Below are 16,202 nucleotides of genomic sequence, written 5' to 3' on the forward strand. Positions count from 1 at the left end.
ACGGGGCCGAAGCGCCCCGTCCCTTTTTTGTGGGCGCGGTTCCGGCGCAGAGCATTCACGCATGGCGTGGATCTACCAGGGGGGCGAATGGATGCCCGGCACGCATCGATTGCGATGCGGCGGGGGAGAACCACGGCATGCGTGGATGGGGCCGTACCGATCACGCTTCACTGGCCATCGCGTTGTGCGCACAAAGGAAAACCCGCTGCCTGCGCAGCGGGTTTCCGGTCCTGTTCGCTGTGTCCTGTCGCCGGGCGTGGCCCGGCGCTACCGATGGCGGTACCGGCCAGCGGCCGGCACTACCGAGTCCGGGTCGCCGGGCATGGCCCGGCGCTACCTCAGAACTTGTAGTTCACGCCCAGCATGTAGGTGCGGCCCCACTCGATGTACTCCAGCGGGCGATCCTTGGTGCCGGCGTAGGTGCGGTACGGCTCGTTGGTCAGGTTGCTTCCCTGCAGCAGCAGGGTCAGCCCACGCAGGCTGCTGCTGTCGCTGAAGGTATAGCTGACCTGCGCATCGGTCACGTTCTCGCCCACGACATAGCGCAGGGTGCGGTTGCCGTTGAAGTTGCCGATCTCGCCGATGAAGTCCGAACGGCGGCGCTGGCTCACGCGTGCCTCAAAGCCACTACGCTCGTAGTAGGCGGTGAAGTTGTACACGCGCTTGGACAGGCCGGGCAGGCTGATCGGGTCGGTGCCCACGCTGGACGCGCTTTCCGGATCCAGGATCTGGATGTCGCTCTTGTTGAAGGTCGCGCTGGCCTGCACGCCGAAGCCACGCAGGCTGTCGGTCAGCATTTCCAGCGGGAACGACGCGGTCAGCTCCAGGCCCTTCAGGGTGCCGCCCTTGCCGTTCACCGGAGTCGAGAACGTGCCGGTCGGCAGCACCGGCACCACCATGCCCGGCGGCGGCACATAGTCGCCCAGCAGGCCGGTGAAGTCGTAGTTGTCCACCGACTGGGTGTAGACGTAGCTCTTCAGGTCCTTGTAGAAGATCGCGGCGGCCACGTAGGCCTTCTCGCCGAAGTACTTCTCATAGGACAGGTCCAGCGCGGTGGCGCGCCACGGGTCCAGCAACGGGTTGCCGCCGCTGCCGCCGGGGCGACCGGTACCGGTATCCACGCCGAACTCCAGGCCCGCGCGCATCTGGTCCACGCGCGGGCGCGCGACCTGCTTGGCTGCGGCAAAACGCAGGGTCTGCTCATGCGGGAACATGAAGGCCAGGTTCAAGCTGGGCAGCCAGTCGTTGTACTTGCGGCCGTCCGAGTAGGGCTGGATGTTGTTGCCGGCCGCCTGCGAGCTATCCCAGTAGCGCGAGTCCGAGCTCTGGTCGGTGTGCTGCATCTGCACGCCGATATTGCCGCGTACGCCCACCACACCGATGTCGGTGTTGATGTTCAGGCGCGCCCAGGCGGTGGTGATCTTTTCCTGCACCGTCCACGACTTGGGAATCAGGTAGTCCAGGTTGTCGACCGGATTGAAGGTCATGTAGCGACCGACCGCGCCAGGCACGTTCCAGGCCGGGATGGTGCCCAGGCCGGCGAAGCCGAGGTTGACCGGGCGGTACTGCAGATCCGATGCGATGTTGGCATCGCCCTGCGCGCCCAGCAGGATGTTGCCTTCGGACTGGGTCTTCACCTTGCGGCGGTCGGCATAGTTCACGCCGATATCCAGATCCGGTGCCCACGACGCCATTGCTTCGGGCAGGGCGATGGTCGCGGCCAGCTTGCCACCCTTCAGGCGGTCTTCCACCTTCGGCACCTTGCCGTAACCAGAACCGTAGATGGTGTTGGTCAGGAACAGCGCGTCCGGGTTGGAGTAGTTCAGGCCCGGGCTGATCTGCGAGAAGCCATCCTGGCGGAACTGCACACCGACCGTATCCAGCTGCGGCATCGGGGTCAGCTGCAGGTTGTTTTCCAGGTTCAGTTCGTCGCGGGTGGCCTTGGAATAGTTCAGGTCGGCAACCAGCTTGACGCTGCCGAAGGTGAACTCGTTGTTCCAGCCGAACGCATCGATCTTGTCCTTGCGCTTGTTGTACATGCCGCGCACCAGCGGGTACACGCCACTGGCGGTGCCACCGGTGAAGGTGCCATTGGCGTTGACCTGCGGGTTGCTGACCAGCAGTCCCGGGGTGTAGCCGCCGTTGTAGTTGCTGAGGTTGAGCTCGAACTGGTTGGCGGTGTCGATCTGTTCCGCTTCGGTATGGAACGCGTCGAAGGTGCTGGTCCAGCTGTTGTTCGGCCGGAACTGGATCGTGGCCATCACACCGTCGCGCTTGTTGTTGCCGGTGCGGCGCAGCGCCTTGATGCCGTCGGTGAAGTAGGTGCCAGCGGCAACACCGGGGCGGTCGCCGTTGGTGGTGTGCTCGGTGGTCCACGGCTCGTACAGGCCCACCTGGTTTTCCTGGATCGGCATGTCGCTGTGCGCGTAGCCGATGGCGATGCCGAGGGTCTTGTCCAGGAACTGGTCGATGTAGCTGGCGCTGAAGCGGTTGCCGTACGGGTCGGTGTCGGCGGCGCGGCCCAGCGAGCTCTTCTGGTAGCGGCCGCTGACGGCGATGACGCGGTCGGGGAAGCTGAGCGGACGTGCGGTCTGCATGTCGATGGTGCCCGACAGGCCCTGGCCGACCAGCGCTGCATCGGGGGTCTTGTACACGGTCACGCCGTTGACCAGCTCGGACGGATACTGGTCGAACTCGACGCCGCGGTTGTCGCCGGTGCTGACCACTTCACGCCCGTTGAGCAGGGTGGTGGCGAAATCCGGCGACAGGCCGCGCACGCTGATCACCTGCGCACGACCGGCCACACGCTGTGCGGCAAGGCCAGGCAGGCGCGAGATCGATTCGGCGATGCTGACGTCGGGCAGCTTGCCGATGTCCTCGGCGGAGATGGCTTCGACCACCGAGGTGGCGTCCTGCTTGGTGGCGATGGCGCTTTCGATGCCGCGACGGATGCCGGTGACCTGCACCGTGTCCAGGTTGGTGGCGGCGGTGCCGGTTGGCGGGGTTGCCGTGCTCTGCGTGGACTGCGCTGCTGCCAGCGATGGCGTCAGTACGACGGCCAACGCGATGCTCAGCGCACTGCGCTTGTGGTTCAACATTTTCCCCTCCCAGGCAATGTTGTAGTGCGATTCGTGGTCGTCCCGATGGTGTCGAGGACGTGCGACGCGGTGGCCGCTGTCGTCGCCGCTATGGTAGGCAGCGCGTTCTTCGTGGGAATCACCCTGCATACGTATTCAATGGCGTTTGCAGGGTTGTAATCGCTTCCAGATCATCATTCCGGTAGTGCCGGCCACTGGCCGGCAACCATCCACGTCGCAACGATGCCGGCCAGCGGCCGGCACTACCTGCGCATTCACAGCGGGGTGAAGCGGATGGCCTGTCCGCCGCCCGGCGCCAGCACCAGGGTGAGTGAATCGGTGCTGCTGACCTCGCGTGTTTCGCGCTTGAAGGCGAAGGGACTGCTGCGGAAATCCGCGCCATCGCCATCGCGGTAGACCTCGGCGCGGTAGCGCACGCCCGGCTCCAGGAAACCCAGCGACACCGGCAGCACGCGGCCGTTCTCGTCGGTGATGCTGCCCAGGAACCAGTCGCGGCTGTTGCGGTCGCGGCGTACGATCGTCACGTAGTCGCCGACCTCGCCATCGAGCACGCGGCTCTGCTCCCAGTCCACCGCCACGTCCTCGATGAAGCGGAACGCTTCGCGGTGCTGCAGGTAGTGCTCGGGCAGGTCGGCAGCCATCTGGATCGGGCTGTACAGCACCACATACAGGGCCAGCTGGCGGGCCAGCGTGCTGGGAATGGCCTGGCCGTGGCGGCCCTTCAGGCTGAGGATGCCGGGCGTGTAATCCATCGGCCCGGCCAGCATGCGGGTGAACACCAGGTTGACCTCATGCTCGGGCGGGTTCGGTGGCTGGCCCCAGGCGTTGTATTCCATGCCACGTGCGCCTTCGCGGGAAATCCAGTTCGGGTAGGTGCGGCGCAGGCCGGTGTCCTTGATCGGCTCGTGCGGGTTCACCGACAGGTGCCGACGGGCGGCTTCCTGCACCACCTTCAGGTGATGGCGGGCCATGAACTGCCCGTCGTGCCACTCGCGCCACAGCGGGCCGCCGGCCGGATTGCGGCGATCAACCTGGCCGTCGTCGCAGACGTAGCCGGTCTTGAACTGGTCCACGCCCAGCCGCGCATACAGATCCAGCGCAGCACCCAGCTGGTCTTCGTAGTGTTCGATCGCACAGCCGGTTTCATGATGGCCGATCAGGTGCACGCCCTTCTTCAGCCCGTACGCCGACAATGATTCGATGTCGAAATCCGGCGTGGCGCGGGTGAAGTCGAAGTCGTAACCGTTGCCGACCCAGTTGCCGTCCCAGCCAGGATTCCAGCCTTCCACCAGCACACCACGGAAGCCGTGCGCGGCGGCGAAATCGATCACTTTCCGCGTCTTTGCGGTGGTGGCCGCATGCTTCGGTCCGGTGGCCCAGCTCTCTTCATCCAGGTGCATCGACCACCACACGCCCAGATACTTGGCCGGTTTCACCCAGCTCACATCGCCCAGCGCATTGGGCTCGTTGAGGTTGAGGATCAGGTCGGACTCGACCAGGCCGCCGGCACGGTCGGCGATCTGCAGGGTGCGCCATGGCGTGGCGAAGGGCAGGGCGCGGCGCACCTTCCAGCCTTCGGCCGAAGGCGAAAGCTGGGCGCGCAGGCGCTGGCCCTCGGTGCGGCGCAGCCACATGCCCGCGTAGTCGACCAGTGCCGCCTCATGGATGGCCACGTGCAGGCCGTCGTGGCTGCGCAGGGTCATCGGCGTGTGCACCAGCGGCACTTCGCGCAGCGGGGTGCGCTGGTACAGGTATTCGTAATGGATCGGCTCGCCCGCGGGTATCCACCATGCGGTGGACTCCGGCGCGATGGCGAACTCGGTCAGCTCGTCATCGATGATCGCTTCGCGCAGGTTCGGTTGCTCGGGGAACACATAGCGGAAGCCCAGGCCGTCGTCGTAGGCGCGGAACACCAGGTCCAGCCGGCGCTTGCTGCCGGTGCCTTCGGCCAGGTGCACGGTCAGTTCGTTGAAGTGGTTGCGGGTGAGCCGGCGCTCGCCCCAGGGCTGTTCCCAGCTGTCATCGACACTGCGCCGTTCCTGCGCCAGCAGGCTGAAGTCGCGGTCGAGGCGACCATCGCGCAGTTCAAAACCCAGCTTCGAATCGGCCACCACGGTCTGGCCGAGGCGCTCGACGCGGTAGCGCGCGGTACCGCCGTCCAGCACCAGGCTGACCTTCAGCACCTTGTCCGGTGATTCTACGCTGGCGATCTGCGGTGCCGCCGCCTGTGCCAGCGCGGCCCATCCCAGCAGGGCCAGGCCGAAAGCGTGCGCGAACACTGCGCGTACCATTGTGGGTGACGTCGGCATTTCCCCTCCCAAGGCGCCGTTGACAGACCCGGACCATAAGCCAGGCCGACAGGCCTGCCGGTACTGCACGCCATGAATACGTATGCAGCTGGACGCAGTCGACAGCCCCGCGTCTACCATGGGGCCAGGGCACCTTGAGGGAGGTGCCGCGCCCGCACGCCGGCAACGGCAGTGCGGACCCACAACGGTGCAGAGAGGGAGGGAGGTCGACGGGCGCAAGCCGGTCTGCCGCTTCGATGCTGAAGATCATTTGCCTGACCGCTGCCCTGGGGGCAGCGCTGGGGACGACCGCGCACGCGGCCGACCTGACATTCGACGGCCGCCAGGCGCGCGCCGAATCCGCTGCCAAGGGCAGCTTCGTGCTGCATGCGCCGAAGGGTGAGGTGCGCATCGCCGCCGCGCCCATGCGCAGCCAGACCGGCAGCGTGATGTTCGATGCGCTGTTCGCGCTGGCCCAGCAGGAAATGGACCAGGACCGGGTGGATGCCATCCGCGATCCGGCCTTCGACGAAGGCCGTCCGGTACCGTGCGAGTGCTTCCAGACCGGCGCGCGCTGGCCGTATGTGTGGACGCGTGACGTCAGCTTTGCAGCCGATCTGGCGCTGGCGAAGCTGGACCCGAAGCGCACCCGTCAGTCGCTGCAGTTCAAGTTGTCGGCTGCGCGCGACGGGCATACGCCCGGCCTGTTCGTGGCCCAGGACACCGGCTCCGGTGGCAGCTGGCCGATCAGCAGCGACCGCGTGGTGTGGTTCCTCGCCGCACGCCACCTGCTGGATGATCCTGCGTTTGCCGAGCAGGTCTGGCAGGCCCTGCAGGGCACATTGGCGCAGGACCGGGCGATGGTGTTCGACGCGCAGATGGGCCTGTATCGCGGCGAGACCTCGTTCCTTGACTGGCGCGAGCAGACCTATCCGGACTGGACGCGCGAGGACGTGCGCTTCATCGGTGATTCCTACGCGCTGTCCACCAACGTGCTGCATTACCAGGCGCTGCGCCTGGCGCAGCAGATGGCCGCGCAGCTTGGCGACGAGCGCAGCGAGCAGTACAGGGCCTGGGCCGATGCACTGGCGGTGCAGATCGACGCGCGCTTCTGGCGCGAAGACATGGGCCAGTACATGAGCTACATCGGCGAGGCGGCGCACCCGGTGCCGTACGCCAAGATCGATCTGCTCGGCCTGTCGCTGGGCATCCTCGCCGACGTGCTGCCTGCTGAGCGTGCGCGGCGGGCGCTGGCGGGCTATCCGATGGGTGCTGCCGGCAGCCCGGTGGTGTGGCCGCAGGAAGCGCAGCAGCCGATCTACCACAACCGTGCGATCTGGCCGTTCGTCAGTGCGTACTCGCTGCGCGCGGCGCGCGAGGTGGACGATGCGCCGCGCATTGCTGCCGAGATCCGCTCGCTGATGCAAGGGGCGGCGCTGGCAGGTTCCAACATGGAGAACTACGAGCTGGTCAGCCAGGCCGTGCACGTGGACGAAGGCGCGTTGAGCGGGCCGGTGGTCAACTCCGAGCGCCAGCTGTGGTCGGTGGCCGGCTATCTGTCGATGGTCACCGAAGGCGTGTTCGGCGTGCAGGACGACGGTCGCGTGCAGCCCAAGCTGCCGGCCGAGCTGGTGCCGGAGCTGTTCGGAAAGCAGAAGCGGATCAGTCTGGAGGCGGGCGGCAAGCGCTATGTGCTGGAGCGCCCGAAGCAGGTGGGCGCTGGCTTGTTGATCGCGGGAAAAACGCGTACGCGCGGCACCACGACCACCGTGCAGCTGGTCGCTGCGCCGGCAGCCGTGAGCCGTGATGTGCCGCGTGCCGATGCCAATGCGCGAGCACCGGCCACGCCGCTGGCACCGCAGGCAAAGCGCAGTGGCAAGGGCTGGTCGGTCGCGGTGGCTGCCGGCCAGGTCCTCTGGCAGGACGGTGTCGCGGCCACGGCCAGCAAGGGCCAGGTGCGCGTCGGCGATGATGGCCTGCAGCACTGCCTGAGCCTGACCCGGCGCGAAGGTGCGCTGGAATCCCTGCACAGCCCGATGGTCTGCGTCGGCCCGCAGCAGGTGCTGCGGGGCAGCCGGCAATGGCAGTTCAATGCAGCCAGCGCGGGCCACGTGCGCCTGCGCCTGCAGTACAGCAACCCGAACGGCCCGATCAACACCGGTGTGACCGCGGCGGTGAAGCAGCTGGCCGTGCAGTGCAAGGGCCAGCCTCCGCAGCGGCACACGGTAACGCTGCCGCACAGCGTGGCGGCGCAGGACTCGACCGCGGCAACCTTCGCGGTACCCAAAGGCCGCTGCACGGTGACGCTGGAAGAGGGCTTCAACATGAGCGCGCTGCAGCACTTCGCGCACTACACCGGCGGCAAGGGCGGGCGTGATGGCGTGCTGAACCAGGCCCAGGTCCAGGCGCTGAAGATTGCGCCGGTGGCGGCAGCAGAGGACGCACGATGAGCCGTCCTGCAAAGCCGCAGTTGTCGTTCTGGCAGATCTGGAACATGTGCTTTGGCTTCCTTGGCATCCAGTTCGGCTTTGCCCTGCAGAACGCCAACGCCAGCCGCATCTTCGAAACACTGGGTGCGGACATGGACGCGGTGCCCGGACTGTGGATCGCCGCACCGCTGACCGGCCTGCTGGTGCAGCCGGTGATCGGCTACCTGTCCGACCGCACGTGGACACGCTGGGGACGGCGCCGCCCGTTCTTCATGATCGGCGCGGTGCTGACCACGCTGGCCCTGCTGGTGATGCCGAACTCGCCGACGCTGTGGATCGCGGCTGGCACGCTGTGGGTGCTGGACGCCTCGATCAACGTGTCGATGGAGCCGTTCCGCGCTTTCGTTGGCGACCAGCTGGCACCGCGGCAGCGCCCGGCGGGCTATGCCATGCAGAGCTTCTTCATCGGCGTCGGCGCGATCGTTGCCAGCTTCCTGCCCTTCATCCTGGCCCACTTCGGTGTTGCCAACACGGCAGCGGCGGGCGAGGTGCCCGATACCGTGCGCTATGCGTTCTACTTCGGCGCGGTGGTGCTGCTGGCGGCGATCACCTGGACGGTGGTCAGCACCCGTGAGTATTCGCCCGACGAGCTGGCCAGCTTCGATGATGCCGAACCACCGGCGCATCACGCCGGGGCCGCGGTCAGCGGGCCCGCACCGTGGACGCAGGTTGCGCTGTGGCTCGGTCTCGGCGTGCTGCTGGCGGCACTGATCGCGTGGCGCCAGGGCGACAAGATGCTGTACGTGCTGGCCGGCCTGTGCGCGGGTTACGGCGCACTGCTGGCGGCGGCGCGGGTACTACCGGGTACGCACATGCTGGCCGCCATCGTCGGCGACCTGCGCGCGATGCCGATCACCATGCGCCGGCTGGCCTGGGTGCAGTTCTTTTCCTGGTTCGCCCTGTTCGCGATGTGGATCTTCACCACGCGCGCAGTGGCCGGCATGCATTTCGGCTCCACCGATGTCGAATCGGCGGCCTACAACGAAGGTGCCAACTGGGTGGGCGTGCTGTTCGGTGCCTACAACGGTTTCGCCGCACTGGCCGCGCTGCTGATCCCGCCGATGGTGCGGGCGATCGGCCTGCGCTGGAGCCACCTGGTCAACCTGTGGCTGGGTGGGGCAGGGTTGATCTCGATGATGTTCATCGACGATCCGCAGTGGCTGCTGCTGTCGATGGTCGGCGTCGGCTTTGCCTGGGCCTCGATCCTGTCGCTGCCCTATGCGCTGCTGTCGGACAGCGTCCCGGCAGCGAAGATGGGCGTGTACATGGGCATCTTCAATTTCTTCATCGTGATCCCGCAGCTGGTCGCGGCCAGCGCGCTCGGTTTTGCCCTGCGTGCATGGCTGGGGGGGCAGCCGATGCATGTCCTGGTGCTGGGTGGCTGCAGTCTGTTGATTGCCGGTCTGTGCGTGTTGCGGGTTCCGTCCCGTCCGGAGGTGGTGTGATGCGTGGTGCCCTGTCTGCTGCTGTATCCCTTGTGCTGTTCGCTGGCCATGCTTCGGCCGCGCCACGCCCGGCCTATGTTGGTACCACCGAGCCGTTCGCCAGTGACGCGGTGTACTTCGTGGTCACCGACCGCTTCGTCAACGGCGATCCGTCCAACGACCATCGCGACCAGGGCGGCAAGCACCGTACCTTCGATATTCCGGTGCCATGCCCGGACAAGGTGGACGGCAACATCGGCTATCTCGGTGGCGATTTCCGTGGTGTGCTCGACAATGCCGACTACATCCGCAACCTCGGTTTCGGCGCGGTGTGGATCACGCCCATCGTCGACAACCCGGATGAAGCCTTCACCGGCAGCAAGCCGATCAGCTGTACCAGCACCCTGACCGACCGTGGCAAGACCGGCTACCACGGCTACTGGGGCGTCAACTTCTACGCGCTGGACGAGCACCTGCCGAGCAGGGACCTGGATTTTGCCGGGTTGACCAAGGGCCTGCACGGCGCCGGCCTGAAGGTGGTGCTGGACATCGTCGGCAACCACGGTTCGCCGGCCTGGACCATGCCCAAGCGGCAGCCGCAGTTCGGCCAGATCTTCGACAAGGGCGGCAGGTTGATCGCCGACCACCAGAACCTGCCGCCACAGAAGCTGGACCCGAAGCACAATCCGCTGCACGCGTTCTACAACAACATCGGCCCGGTCGACAGCAAGGACGGCTCGATCTTCGATGGCAACCTGGCCGAGCTGGGCGACTTCAACCAGGACAACCCGGCAGTGATGGACTACCTGGTGGGGGCGTACCTGCAGTGGACCGCGCAGGGCGTGGATGCGCTGCGCATCGACACCATCGGCTGGCTGCCGCATCCGTGGTGGCACGAGTTCGTCAACCGCATCCGCGCGCAGCATCCGGGCATGTTCATGTTCGGCGAAGCGTTCGACTACAACGCCGCCAGCATCGCCGAACACACCTGGCCGGCCAACGCCAATGTCAGCGTGCTCGACTTCCCGCTGCGCGGCGCGCTGGAGCAGGCCTTCGGCAGCGCCGGCAAGGGCTTTGAAACGCTGGCTGAGCCGCTGCACCTGACCGGTGGCCCGTACGCCAACCCGTATGAGCTGATGAGTTTCTACGACAACCACGACATGCCGCGCCTGCAGGCCAGGGACAGCGGCTTCATCGACGCGCACAACTGGTTGTTCACCGCGCGCGGCATTCCGGTGGTCTATTACGGATCGGAAACCGGCTTCATGCGCGGCCGTGCGGAGCACGCCGGCAACCGTGCCTACTTCGGCCAGCCGCGGGTGGATGCAGCCCCGCAGAGCCCGATCTTCGCCCCGCTGCAGCGCATCGCCAAGCTGCGCGAGAGTACGCCGGCGTTGCAGCGCGGCCTGCAGGTGAACGAACGTCTGCAGGGCGATGAAGCGGTGTTCTTCCGTGTGCTGCAGCATGGCGACGTGGCGCAGACCGCGCTGGTGCTGCTGAACAAGGGCGATGCCACGAAGACCTTCAGCGTCGACCGCTACCTGCAGCCCGGCCTCTGGCGCGACGCGCTGGACGGTGGCCAGGTGACGGTGAAGGGCAGCCTGAAGGCGGAGGTGCCGGCGCACGGGGTGAAGGTGTTTGTGCTGGATGCGGACGTGCAGCAGCCGGCCCTGCAGGCCGAACTGGACAAGGCCATGGCAGACCAGCTGGCGCGCGACCAGCGACTGAAGCGCTGACCGCGCAGTGACCAGCGGAAACGGTAGTGCCGGCCGCTGGCCGGCAGCCTCTTCGTCGTTGGACCCAGTGCAGTTGCCGGCCAGCGGCCGGCACTACCTGGTGTGGCGGCATCCGGCACAATAGGCACCCCCTGATGCCGCGCTCGTACTGCCATGACCGACCTTGCCCCGCAGACTCCCATCGAATCCCTGCTCAAGGCTGCGATGGACGGAACAGTGCCGATCCGGGCATTCATGGAGGCCTTCGTTGCTTCCCAGGTGGTGCTGCTGACGGGCAGCCTGGTCACGCCCGATGGGAGTGGCTTCGATCCGCTGCTGTTCGACAAGCAGGGCACCCTGCACGTGGCCGTGTTCACCGATCCGGCGCGGGTGGGCATCTACAGCCAGCAGGCCGAGCATCAGGTCCGCTGGCTGATGCTGGACGTGCTGCGCCGCGTGCCGGGCGGCTACGGCGTGGTGATCAACCCGGGTACTACGCTGGGCTTCGAGATCTCGCCCAGCGGCGTCGGCGAGATCCTGAAGGACTTCTCGCAGGGCTGAGGTGCATATCGCCGGGGAGCCGATCCCATGCACGGTTGGATTGATTGCAACGATTTGCAGTGACTGCAGGGGTGAAGCATGCTTTCCTGAAGGACGATCAGGACAGCGAGGTTACCCATGGAGTTCAGGACGCTGGCGCCGGCAGCGCCGGAGTGCGAGCAGCTGGCGCAGTGGTATCACGCGCAGTGGGGAAAGGATGCAGGCTTCACTCTGGAAGATGAGCGTCTGCGGCTGCGCAAGCCCAAGGACGCGCAGGGATTCCCGCATCTGCTGGCGGCAATCGACGATGGGCAGGTGGTCGGCGCCGTGCAGCTCAAGCGCGGTGAGATGCCCGGTTTTCCCGAGTATGAGCACTGGCTGGGAAGCGTGTATGTGGCCGACAGCCAACGCGGGCGAGGGTTGGCCAGCACGCTTGTCGAACACGCAGTGAAGCAGGCCCGGTCGATGGGCATATCGCAGCTCTATCTGCAGACCGAGTCGCTGGACGGTGGTCTGTATGCGCGGTTGGGGTGGAAGCCCGTTGTCGAGTCCGACACGCGTGGCTTCCCGGTGCTGGTGATGGTCCGCGGGTTGAGCGCATGAGCACCGCCTCGGCCCGCCATTCCCGTCTTGCCCTGGTCTTCCTGATCGGCGCCATCGTCGCAGCCCTCATCGCCGCGCCATTGCTGAGCGCGGTCGGCATCGTGCAGTGGCCGGTGTTCGTCATCGCCTGGCTGATCAATCTTGGCGCTGCCTGGCATCTGGGCGTTTGGGCAGGGCTGCAGGGCCGTTCGGAGTTTGCCTTCATGTTGCTGGCTGCACTCGGCACCGTGGCGTCGATCGTGATCTACGTGCTGCTGGCGGTGCTGGGGCCGAAGGCCGGTTCGCAGGGCCCCGCAGCGTAGCCCAGGGCGTCAACCGGTCAGTACGGCATCCACGCCGCGCATGGATGCATTCCAGTAGATCCACGCCATGCGTGGATGCATCCCCGTAGATCCACGCCATGCGTGGATGCCGTAGGAGATCGGTGCCGGCCCGAAGGCCGGCACCGCCACTCACATCACATCGTCACCTTGCGCCGGTTGTCTTCGCTCACCCGGTCGATCAGCTTGTTGTACGGATCGAAACCGGCCTCGTCCGGCTTGGCATCCACCATCACCGTGATCGTCGGCGCTGCCGTGGTGATGTGATGGCGCTGCAGGTACAGCACCTTCTGGTCGCGTTCCTTGCCCGAGGGACCGTTGGCGAACACGCCGATCTCGACCCAGTCGTCCAGCGTGGCCGGCGTTTCCTTGCCCTGGCCATCGGCATGGACCTTGGCGGCGTGCAGCTTCAGGGTGACGTCGTAGCGGCCATCGGCACGCTTGCGCGCGCTGGCGGTCTCCAGCCGGTTGTCGTACAGCGTGATCTTCTCGAACAGATCGGTCAGCAGCTGCTGGCGGTCGGCCGGGGTCTCCGCACGCAGGTAGTCCAGCAGCTCCCGCGAGGTGGTGTACGGCGGCTGCTGGTAGCCCTTGTCCTGCAGGAAGCGCTGCAGGGCGCGGTTCAGCGCCTGTTCGCCGATTTCCTCACGCAGGCGGTAGAACACCAGCGAGCCCTTGCGATAGTGGATGTACTGCTGGTTCTCCACCCGTTCCAGCGGCAGTTCCTCGATGCGCTCGCCGCCACGGCCGGCCAGGTAGCGGTCCAGTTCGGTCTTCAGGAACTGGCGCATGTGCGCGCGGCCGTACTCCTTTTCCATCACCATCAGCGCCGAGTACTGCGACAGCGATTCGGACAGTACCGTGGCGCCCTGCACGTTGGCACCGATCACCTGGTGCGCCCACCACTGGTGTGCGATCTCATGCGCGGTGACGTAGAACACGTAGTCCACCTTGTCCGGGTCACGCAGGTCGGCGATGAAGCCGATCGACTCGGAGTAGGGGATGGTGTTGGCGAAGGACTGGGCAAAGCTCTGGTAGCCCGGGAACTCGATGATGCGCACCTGGCGGTGCTGGTAGGGCGTGAAGTTCGCCTCGTAGTAGGCCAGCGACTTCTGCACCGCTTCGATCATGCGGTCCACGTTGTAGGCATGGGCCGGGTCGAAGTACACCTCGATCGGAATGTCCTTGTACATGCCCTTCTTCACCTGCCAGCGCGCAGACAGATAGGCGTAGAAGTTGAGCATGGGCCGGTCCATCGCATAGCTGAAGCAGCGGCGGCCGTTCACGGTGGTCTCGTGCTGCAGGTAGCCCGGGGCCAGCGCGACCTGGTCCGGTGCGGTGCAGATGGTGGTACGGAAGTCCAGCCAGTCGGCGTCGTCGGAGATGTAGGTGTTGGCACGTGCTGCTTCATCCTCCAGCTTCGGCATGCGGGTCGGCTCACCCAGCCCGCGCTTGCGCCGTTCGTTGCGGTCCTCCAGCTCGCCGCGCGGGTCGTAGCCGAATGACGGCAGCAGGGTGCTGTTGAAGAACGTGCCGTTGTCCACGATGTTGCTGGGTGCCTGGCCGGCGGTGATGCCCTTGGGGCGTTGTTCGACGCGGAAGTGCACCTGGCGCTGCTCGCCGGGTTGCAATGGCGTGGCCAGGCGGTAGATGCGGTAACCCAGGTCGACATCATGGAAGGCCAGGGTCTGCCCGCCCAGGTCGACTTTGACCAGATTCCGGTCATCGCCCATCGCGATGTGGATGTCACTGATCGGGGCAGCGTGGGTGTTGCGCACCGTCCAGTCGGCATCGATGACCATCGACTGGGTTTCCGGATGCAGGTCCACGCGGTTGTCGACGGCGATGATGCGCGGTTGCGGCAGGTTCCTGTACTTGGACAGCTCGCGCTCGTAGCGCACCTGCAGGTCGCGCTGCTGGTCGGGAGACAGGAATTCATTGCGGATGTTGGTGCTCCAGTACAACCATCCGCCGAGCGCGACAAAGCCGAGCAGGGATACGGCAAAGCCCGCGCCGGTAGGACCGCGCAGGCGGCGTGCCGCCAGCTTCAACCGGTCACGCGCACTGGCGCCGACGCCGCGCACCCAGAACGCGGAGGCAAGGAACAGCAGCGCGGCCAGCAGCAGGCCCCAATAGGCCTGGAAGACCAGCTGCCCAGGCAGGAAGTGGCCGTAGCCGTTCATGTCCGAGTACGGGGCGTTGGGCCAGTTGCCGAAGTTGTACAGGTTCTGGGTGTAGTCCAGCAGGCCCAGCGCGACCTGCGCGATCATCACCACGATCAACAGCGCGTAGCCGAAGAACTTGTTGTTGGTCAGGACCTGCAGGACCAGCGCCATGCCGCCCATCAGCACATAGAACACCGAACCGAGGGCCAGCACCTTCAGGTACAGCAGCGGCTCCAGGTGGGTGTAACCCTGCACCAGCTGCATGGCCATCGACACCACCGCACCGATGGCCTGGAAGCAGGCGACGATCACCACCAGGGTGGTCAGCCGGGCCAGCAGCGGTACCCAGTTGGGTACGGGCATGGCGTCGTTGACTTCGTTCAAGCGGACCGCGCGCTCCTTCCAGACCAGTTCGCCGGAATAGAACAGCACGATGATCACCAGCAGCCAGCTGTAGGCGCCCTGCAGGGCCGACAGCATTTCGGTGGTGACCGGCCAGATCGGCGTGCCATAGACCGCGCTCTGGTGCAGGGCGGCGGGGATGAAGTTTGCCAGGCCCAGCACCAGCAGCACGATGAACGGCACCCCGCGCAGGACGCCGAGGGTGTCAAAGCGCACCTGGCGCACGAACTGGTGCCAGCCGGTTGCCGCGCTGAAGCGGGGGCGCACGCGCGGCGCGGTGATCGCCGCCGGTCGCGGCGCATCGGCGCTGGCCACGGCCTGGCGACGGCCCCAACGCCTGCGCCCACTGCCGGTACGCTCGGTGCGGAACAGAGCGAAAGTGGCGGTGAACAAGACGGCGGCCACCCCCAGCCACAGGGCACGGTTGGCCAGCAGGTAGCCCGCCACCTCGGGCAGGCGGGTGTTGCTCTGCTCGGCGGCCCAGTAGCGGACCGTGCGGCCGAGCGCGCGCATGCCCAGTGGCTCGGTCAGCGTGGCGACCCAGACGTTGTCGATATCGCTCAGCAGCGAGGCACTCACGCCATACAGCACGAAGTAGCCGACCAGGCCGATGTAGACCCACAGGATCGAGCGCGTCAGCGCCGCCAGCAGCGACAGCAGGGCGGTGGTGAACAACACGTTGGGCAGCACGATCCAGGTGAAGGTCCAGGCATAGCTGGCCAGCGAAACCGGGCCGACGCGGGCCTTGTCCACCCAGGGCATGAACGGCCCCAGGAAGATGCCCAGCGCGATGATCAGGTACACCACCAGGCTGGCGCAGATCGCTGCCAGGATGCGTCCGGCCAGGTAATCGCGGCGCTTGATCGGGCTTGCGAAGATCAGCTCCGAGGTGCCCAGCTCGAAGTCGCGCAGCAGTGCATTGCTGACGAACAGCGTGGACACCAGCATGCCCATCATGGTGAAGATGCCCATGAAGCGCGCGACGACGATCGGCGCATTGCTGTGCACGTTGTTGACGCCGCCGCCGATCTGTACGGCTTCGGAGGAGGCGGCGGCGAAGGCCAGCGCGGCGAACAGGAACGCCAGCAGCCACAGCAGCGGCGAACGCAGCTGCTCGCGCAGCTCGAAGCGGAAGAAGGTGAGGATCATGGTGTGCTC

General features: G+C 66.3%; 9 protein-coding genes. 6 read left to right on the plus strand and 3 right to left on the minus strand.

What is annotated here, in order from left to right; all coding sequences use genetic code 11:
• Nucleotides 1-338 precede the first annotated feature (338 nt).
• On the minus strand, nucleotides 339-3,098 hold the full coding sequence (locus tag AC1DCU_RS10425; protein WP_032976056.1) for a TonB-dependent receptor: 2,760 nt from the start codon (nucleotides 3,096-3,098) through the stop codon (nucleotides 339-341).
• 254 nt (nucleotides 3,099-3,352) lie between these two features.
• On the minus strand, nucleotides 3,353-5,407 hold the full coding sequence (locus tag AC1DCU_RS10430; RefSeq protein ID WP_442252085.1) for a glycoside hydrolase family 97 protein: 2,055 nt from the start codon (nucleotides 5,405-5,407) through the stop codon (nucleotides 3,353-3,355).
• A gap of 236 nt (nucleotides 5,408-5,643) precedes the next feature.
• Between AC1DCU_RS10430 and AC1DCU_RS10435 the strand changes: the two genes are divergently transcribed.
• From AC1DCU_RS10435 to AC1DCU_RS10460, 6 genes are all read left to right on the plus strand, one after another.
• Nucleotides 5,644-7,836, plus strand: coding sequence for an alpha-L-rhamnosidase-related protein (locus tag AC1DCU_RS10435; protein WP_442252086.1), 2,193 nt, complete (start codon nucleotides 5,644-5,646; stop codon nucleotides 7,834-7,836).
• Complete coding sequence (locus tag AC1DCU_RS10440) at nucleotides 7,833-9,320, plus strand: MFS transporter (protein ID WP_313444264.1); 1,488 nt, start codon at nucleotides 7,833-7,835, stop codon at nucleotides 9,318-9,320. Before AC1DCU_RS10435 ends, AC1DCU_RS10440 begins: the two co-directional genes overlap by 4 nt.
• Nucleotides 9,320-11,035 carry an alpha-amylase family glycosyl hydrolase gene (locus AC1DCU_RS10445; RefSeq protein ID WP_478013568.1) on the plus strand — a complete coding sequence of 572 codons (1,716 nt, stop codon included), beginning with the start codon at nucleotides 9,320-9,322 and terminating at the stop codon, nucleotides 11,033-11,035. Before AC1DCU_RS10440 ends, AC1DCU_RS10445 begins: the two co-directional genes overlap by 1 nt.
• 153 nt (nucleotides 11,036-11,188) lie before the next feature.
• On the plus strand, nucleotides 11,189-11,575 hold the full coding sequence (locus AC1DCU_RS10450; protein WP_442251611.1) for an SseB family protein: 387 nt from the start codon (nucleotides 11,189-11,191) through the stop codon (nucleotides 11,573-11,575).
• 117 nt (nucleotides 11,576-11,692) lie between these two features.
• Nucleotides 11,693-12,157: a GNAT family N-acetyltransferase gene (locus tag AC1DCU_RS10455; RefSeq protein ID WP_442251612.1), complete on the plus strand. Its 465-nt coding sequence runs from the start codon at nucleotides 11,693-11,695 to the stop codon at nucleotides 12,155-12,157.
• Nucleotides 12,154-12,459 (plus strand): hypothetical protein, encoded by a 306-nt coding sequence (locus AC1DCU_RS10460; protein WP_033830565.1) that lies wholly within the window; start codon nucleotides 12,154-12,156, stop codon nucleotides 12,457-12,459. The genes AC1DCU_RS10455 and AC1DCU_RS10460 overlap by 4 nt, the downstream gene beginning before the upstream one ends.
• A 155-nt stretch (nucleotides 12,460-12,614) precedes the next feature.
• Here the strand turns inward: AC1DCU_RS10460 and AC1DCU_RS10465 are convergent, their stop codons facing one another.
• Nucleotides 12,615-16,193 carry an ABC transporter permease/M1 family aminopeptidase gene (locus tag AC1DCU_RS10465; RefSeq protein WP_478013567.1) on the minus strand — a complete coding sequence of 1,193 codons (3,579 nt, stop codon included), beginning with the start codon at nucleotides 16,191-16,193 and terminating at the stop codon, nucleotides 12,615-12,617.
• Between the last annotated feature and the right edge of the window lie 9 nt (nucleotides 16,194-16,202).

The organism is Stenotrophomonas sp. 10L48 (assembly GCF_056395105.1).

What these genes read in the sequence shown, in the direction of transcription:
- AC1DCU_RS10425 (WP_032976056.1), bottom strand. Translation starts at nt 3,098, where the DNA reads ATGTTGAACCACAAGCGCAGTGCGCTGAGCATCGCGTTGGCCGTCGTA.
- AC1DCU_RS10430 (WP_442252085.1), bottom strand. Translation starts at nt 5,407, where the DNA reads ATGCCGACGTCACCCACAATGGTACGCGCAGTGTTCGCGCACGCTTTC.
- AC1DCU_RS10435 (WP_442252086.1), top strand. Translation starts at nt 5,644, where the DNA reads ATGCTGAAGATCATTTGCCTGACCGCTGCCCTGGGGGCAGCGCTGGGG.
- AC1DCU_RS10440 (WP_313444264.1), top strand. Translation starts at nt 7,833, where the DNA reads ATGAGCCGTCCTGCAAAGCCGCAGTTGTCGTTCTGGCAGATCTGGAAC.
- AC1DCU_RS10445 (WP_478013568.1), top strand. Translation starts at nt 9,320, where the DNA reads ATGCGTGGTGCCCTGTCTGCTGCTGTATCCCTTGTGCTGTTCGCTGGC.
- AC1DCU_RS10450 (WP_442251611.1), top strand. Translation starts at nt 11,189, where the DNA reads ATGACCGACCTTGCCCCGCAGACTCCCATCGAATCCCTGCTCAAGGCT.
- AC1DCU_RS10455 (WP_442251612.1), top strand. Translation starts at nt 11,693, where the DNA reads ATGGAGTTCAGGACGCTGGCGCCGGCAGCGCCGGAGTGCGAGCAGCTG.
- AC1DCU_RS10460 (WP_033830565.1), top strand. Translation starts at nt 12,154, where the DNA reads ATGAGCACCGCCTCGGCCCGCCATTCCCGTCTTGCCCTGGTCTTCCTG.
- AC1DCU_RS10465 (WP_478013567.1), bottom strand. Translation starts at nt 16,193, where the DNA reads ATGATCCTCACCTTCTTCCGCTTCGAGCTGCGCGAGCAGCTGCGTTCG.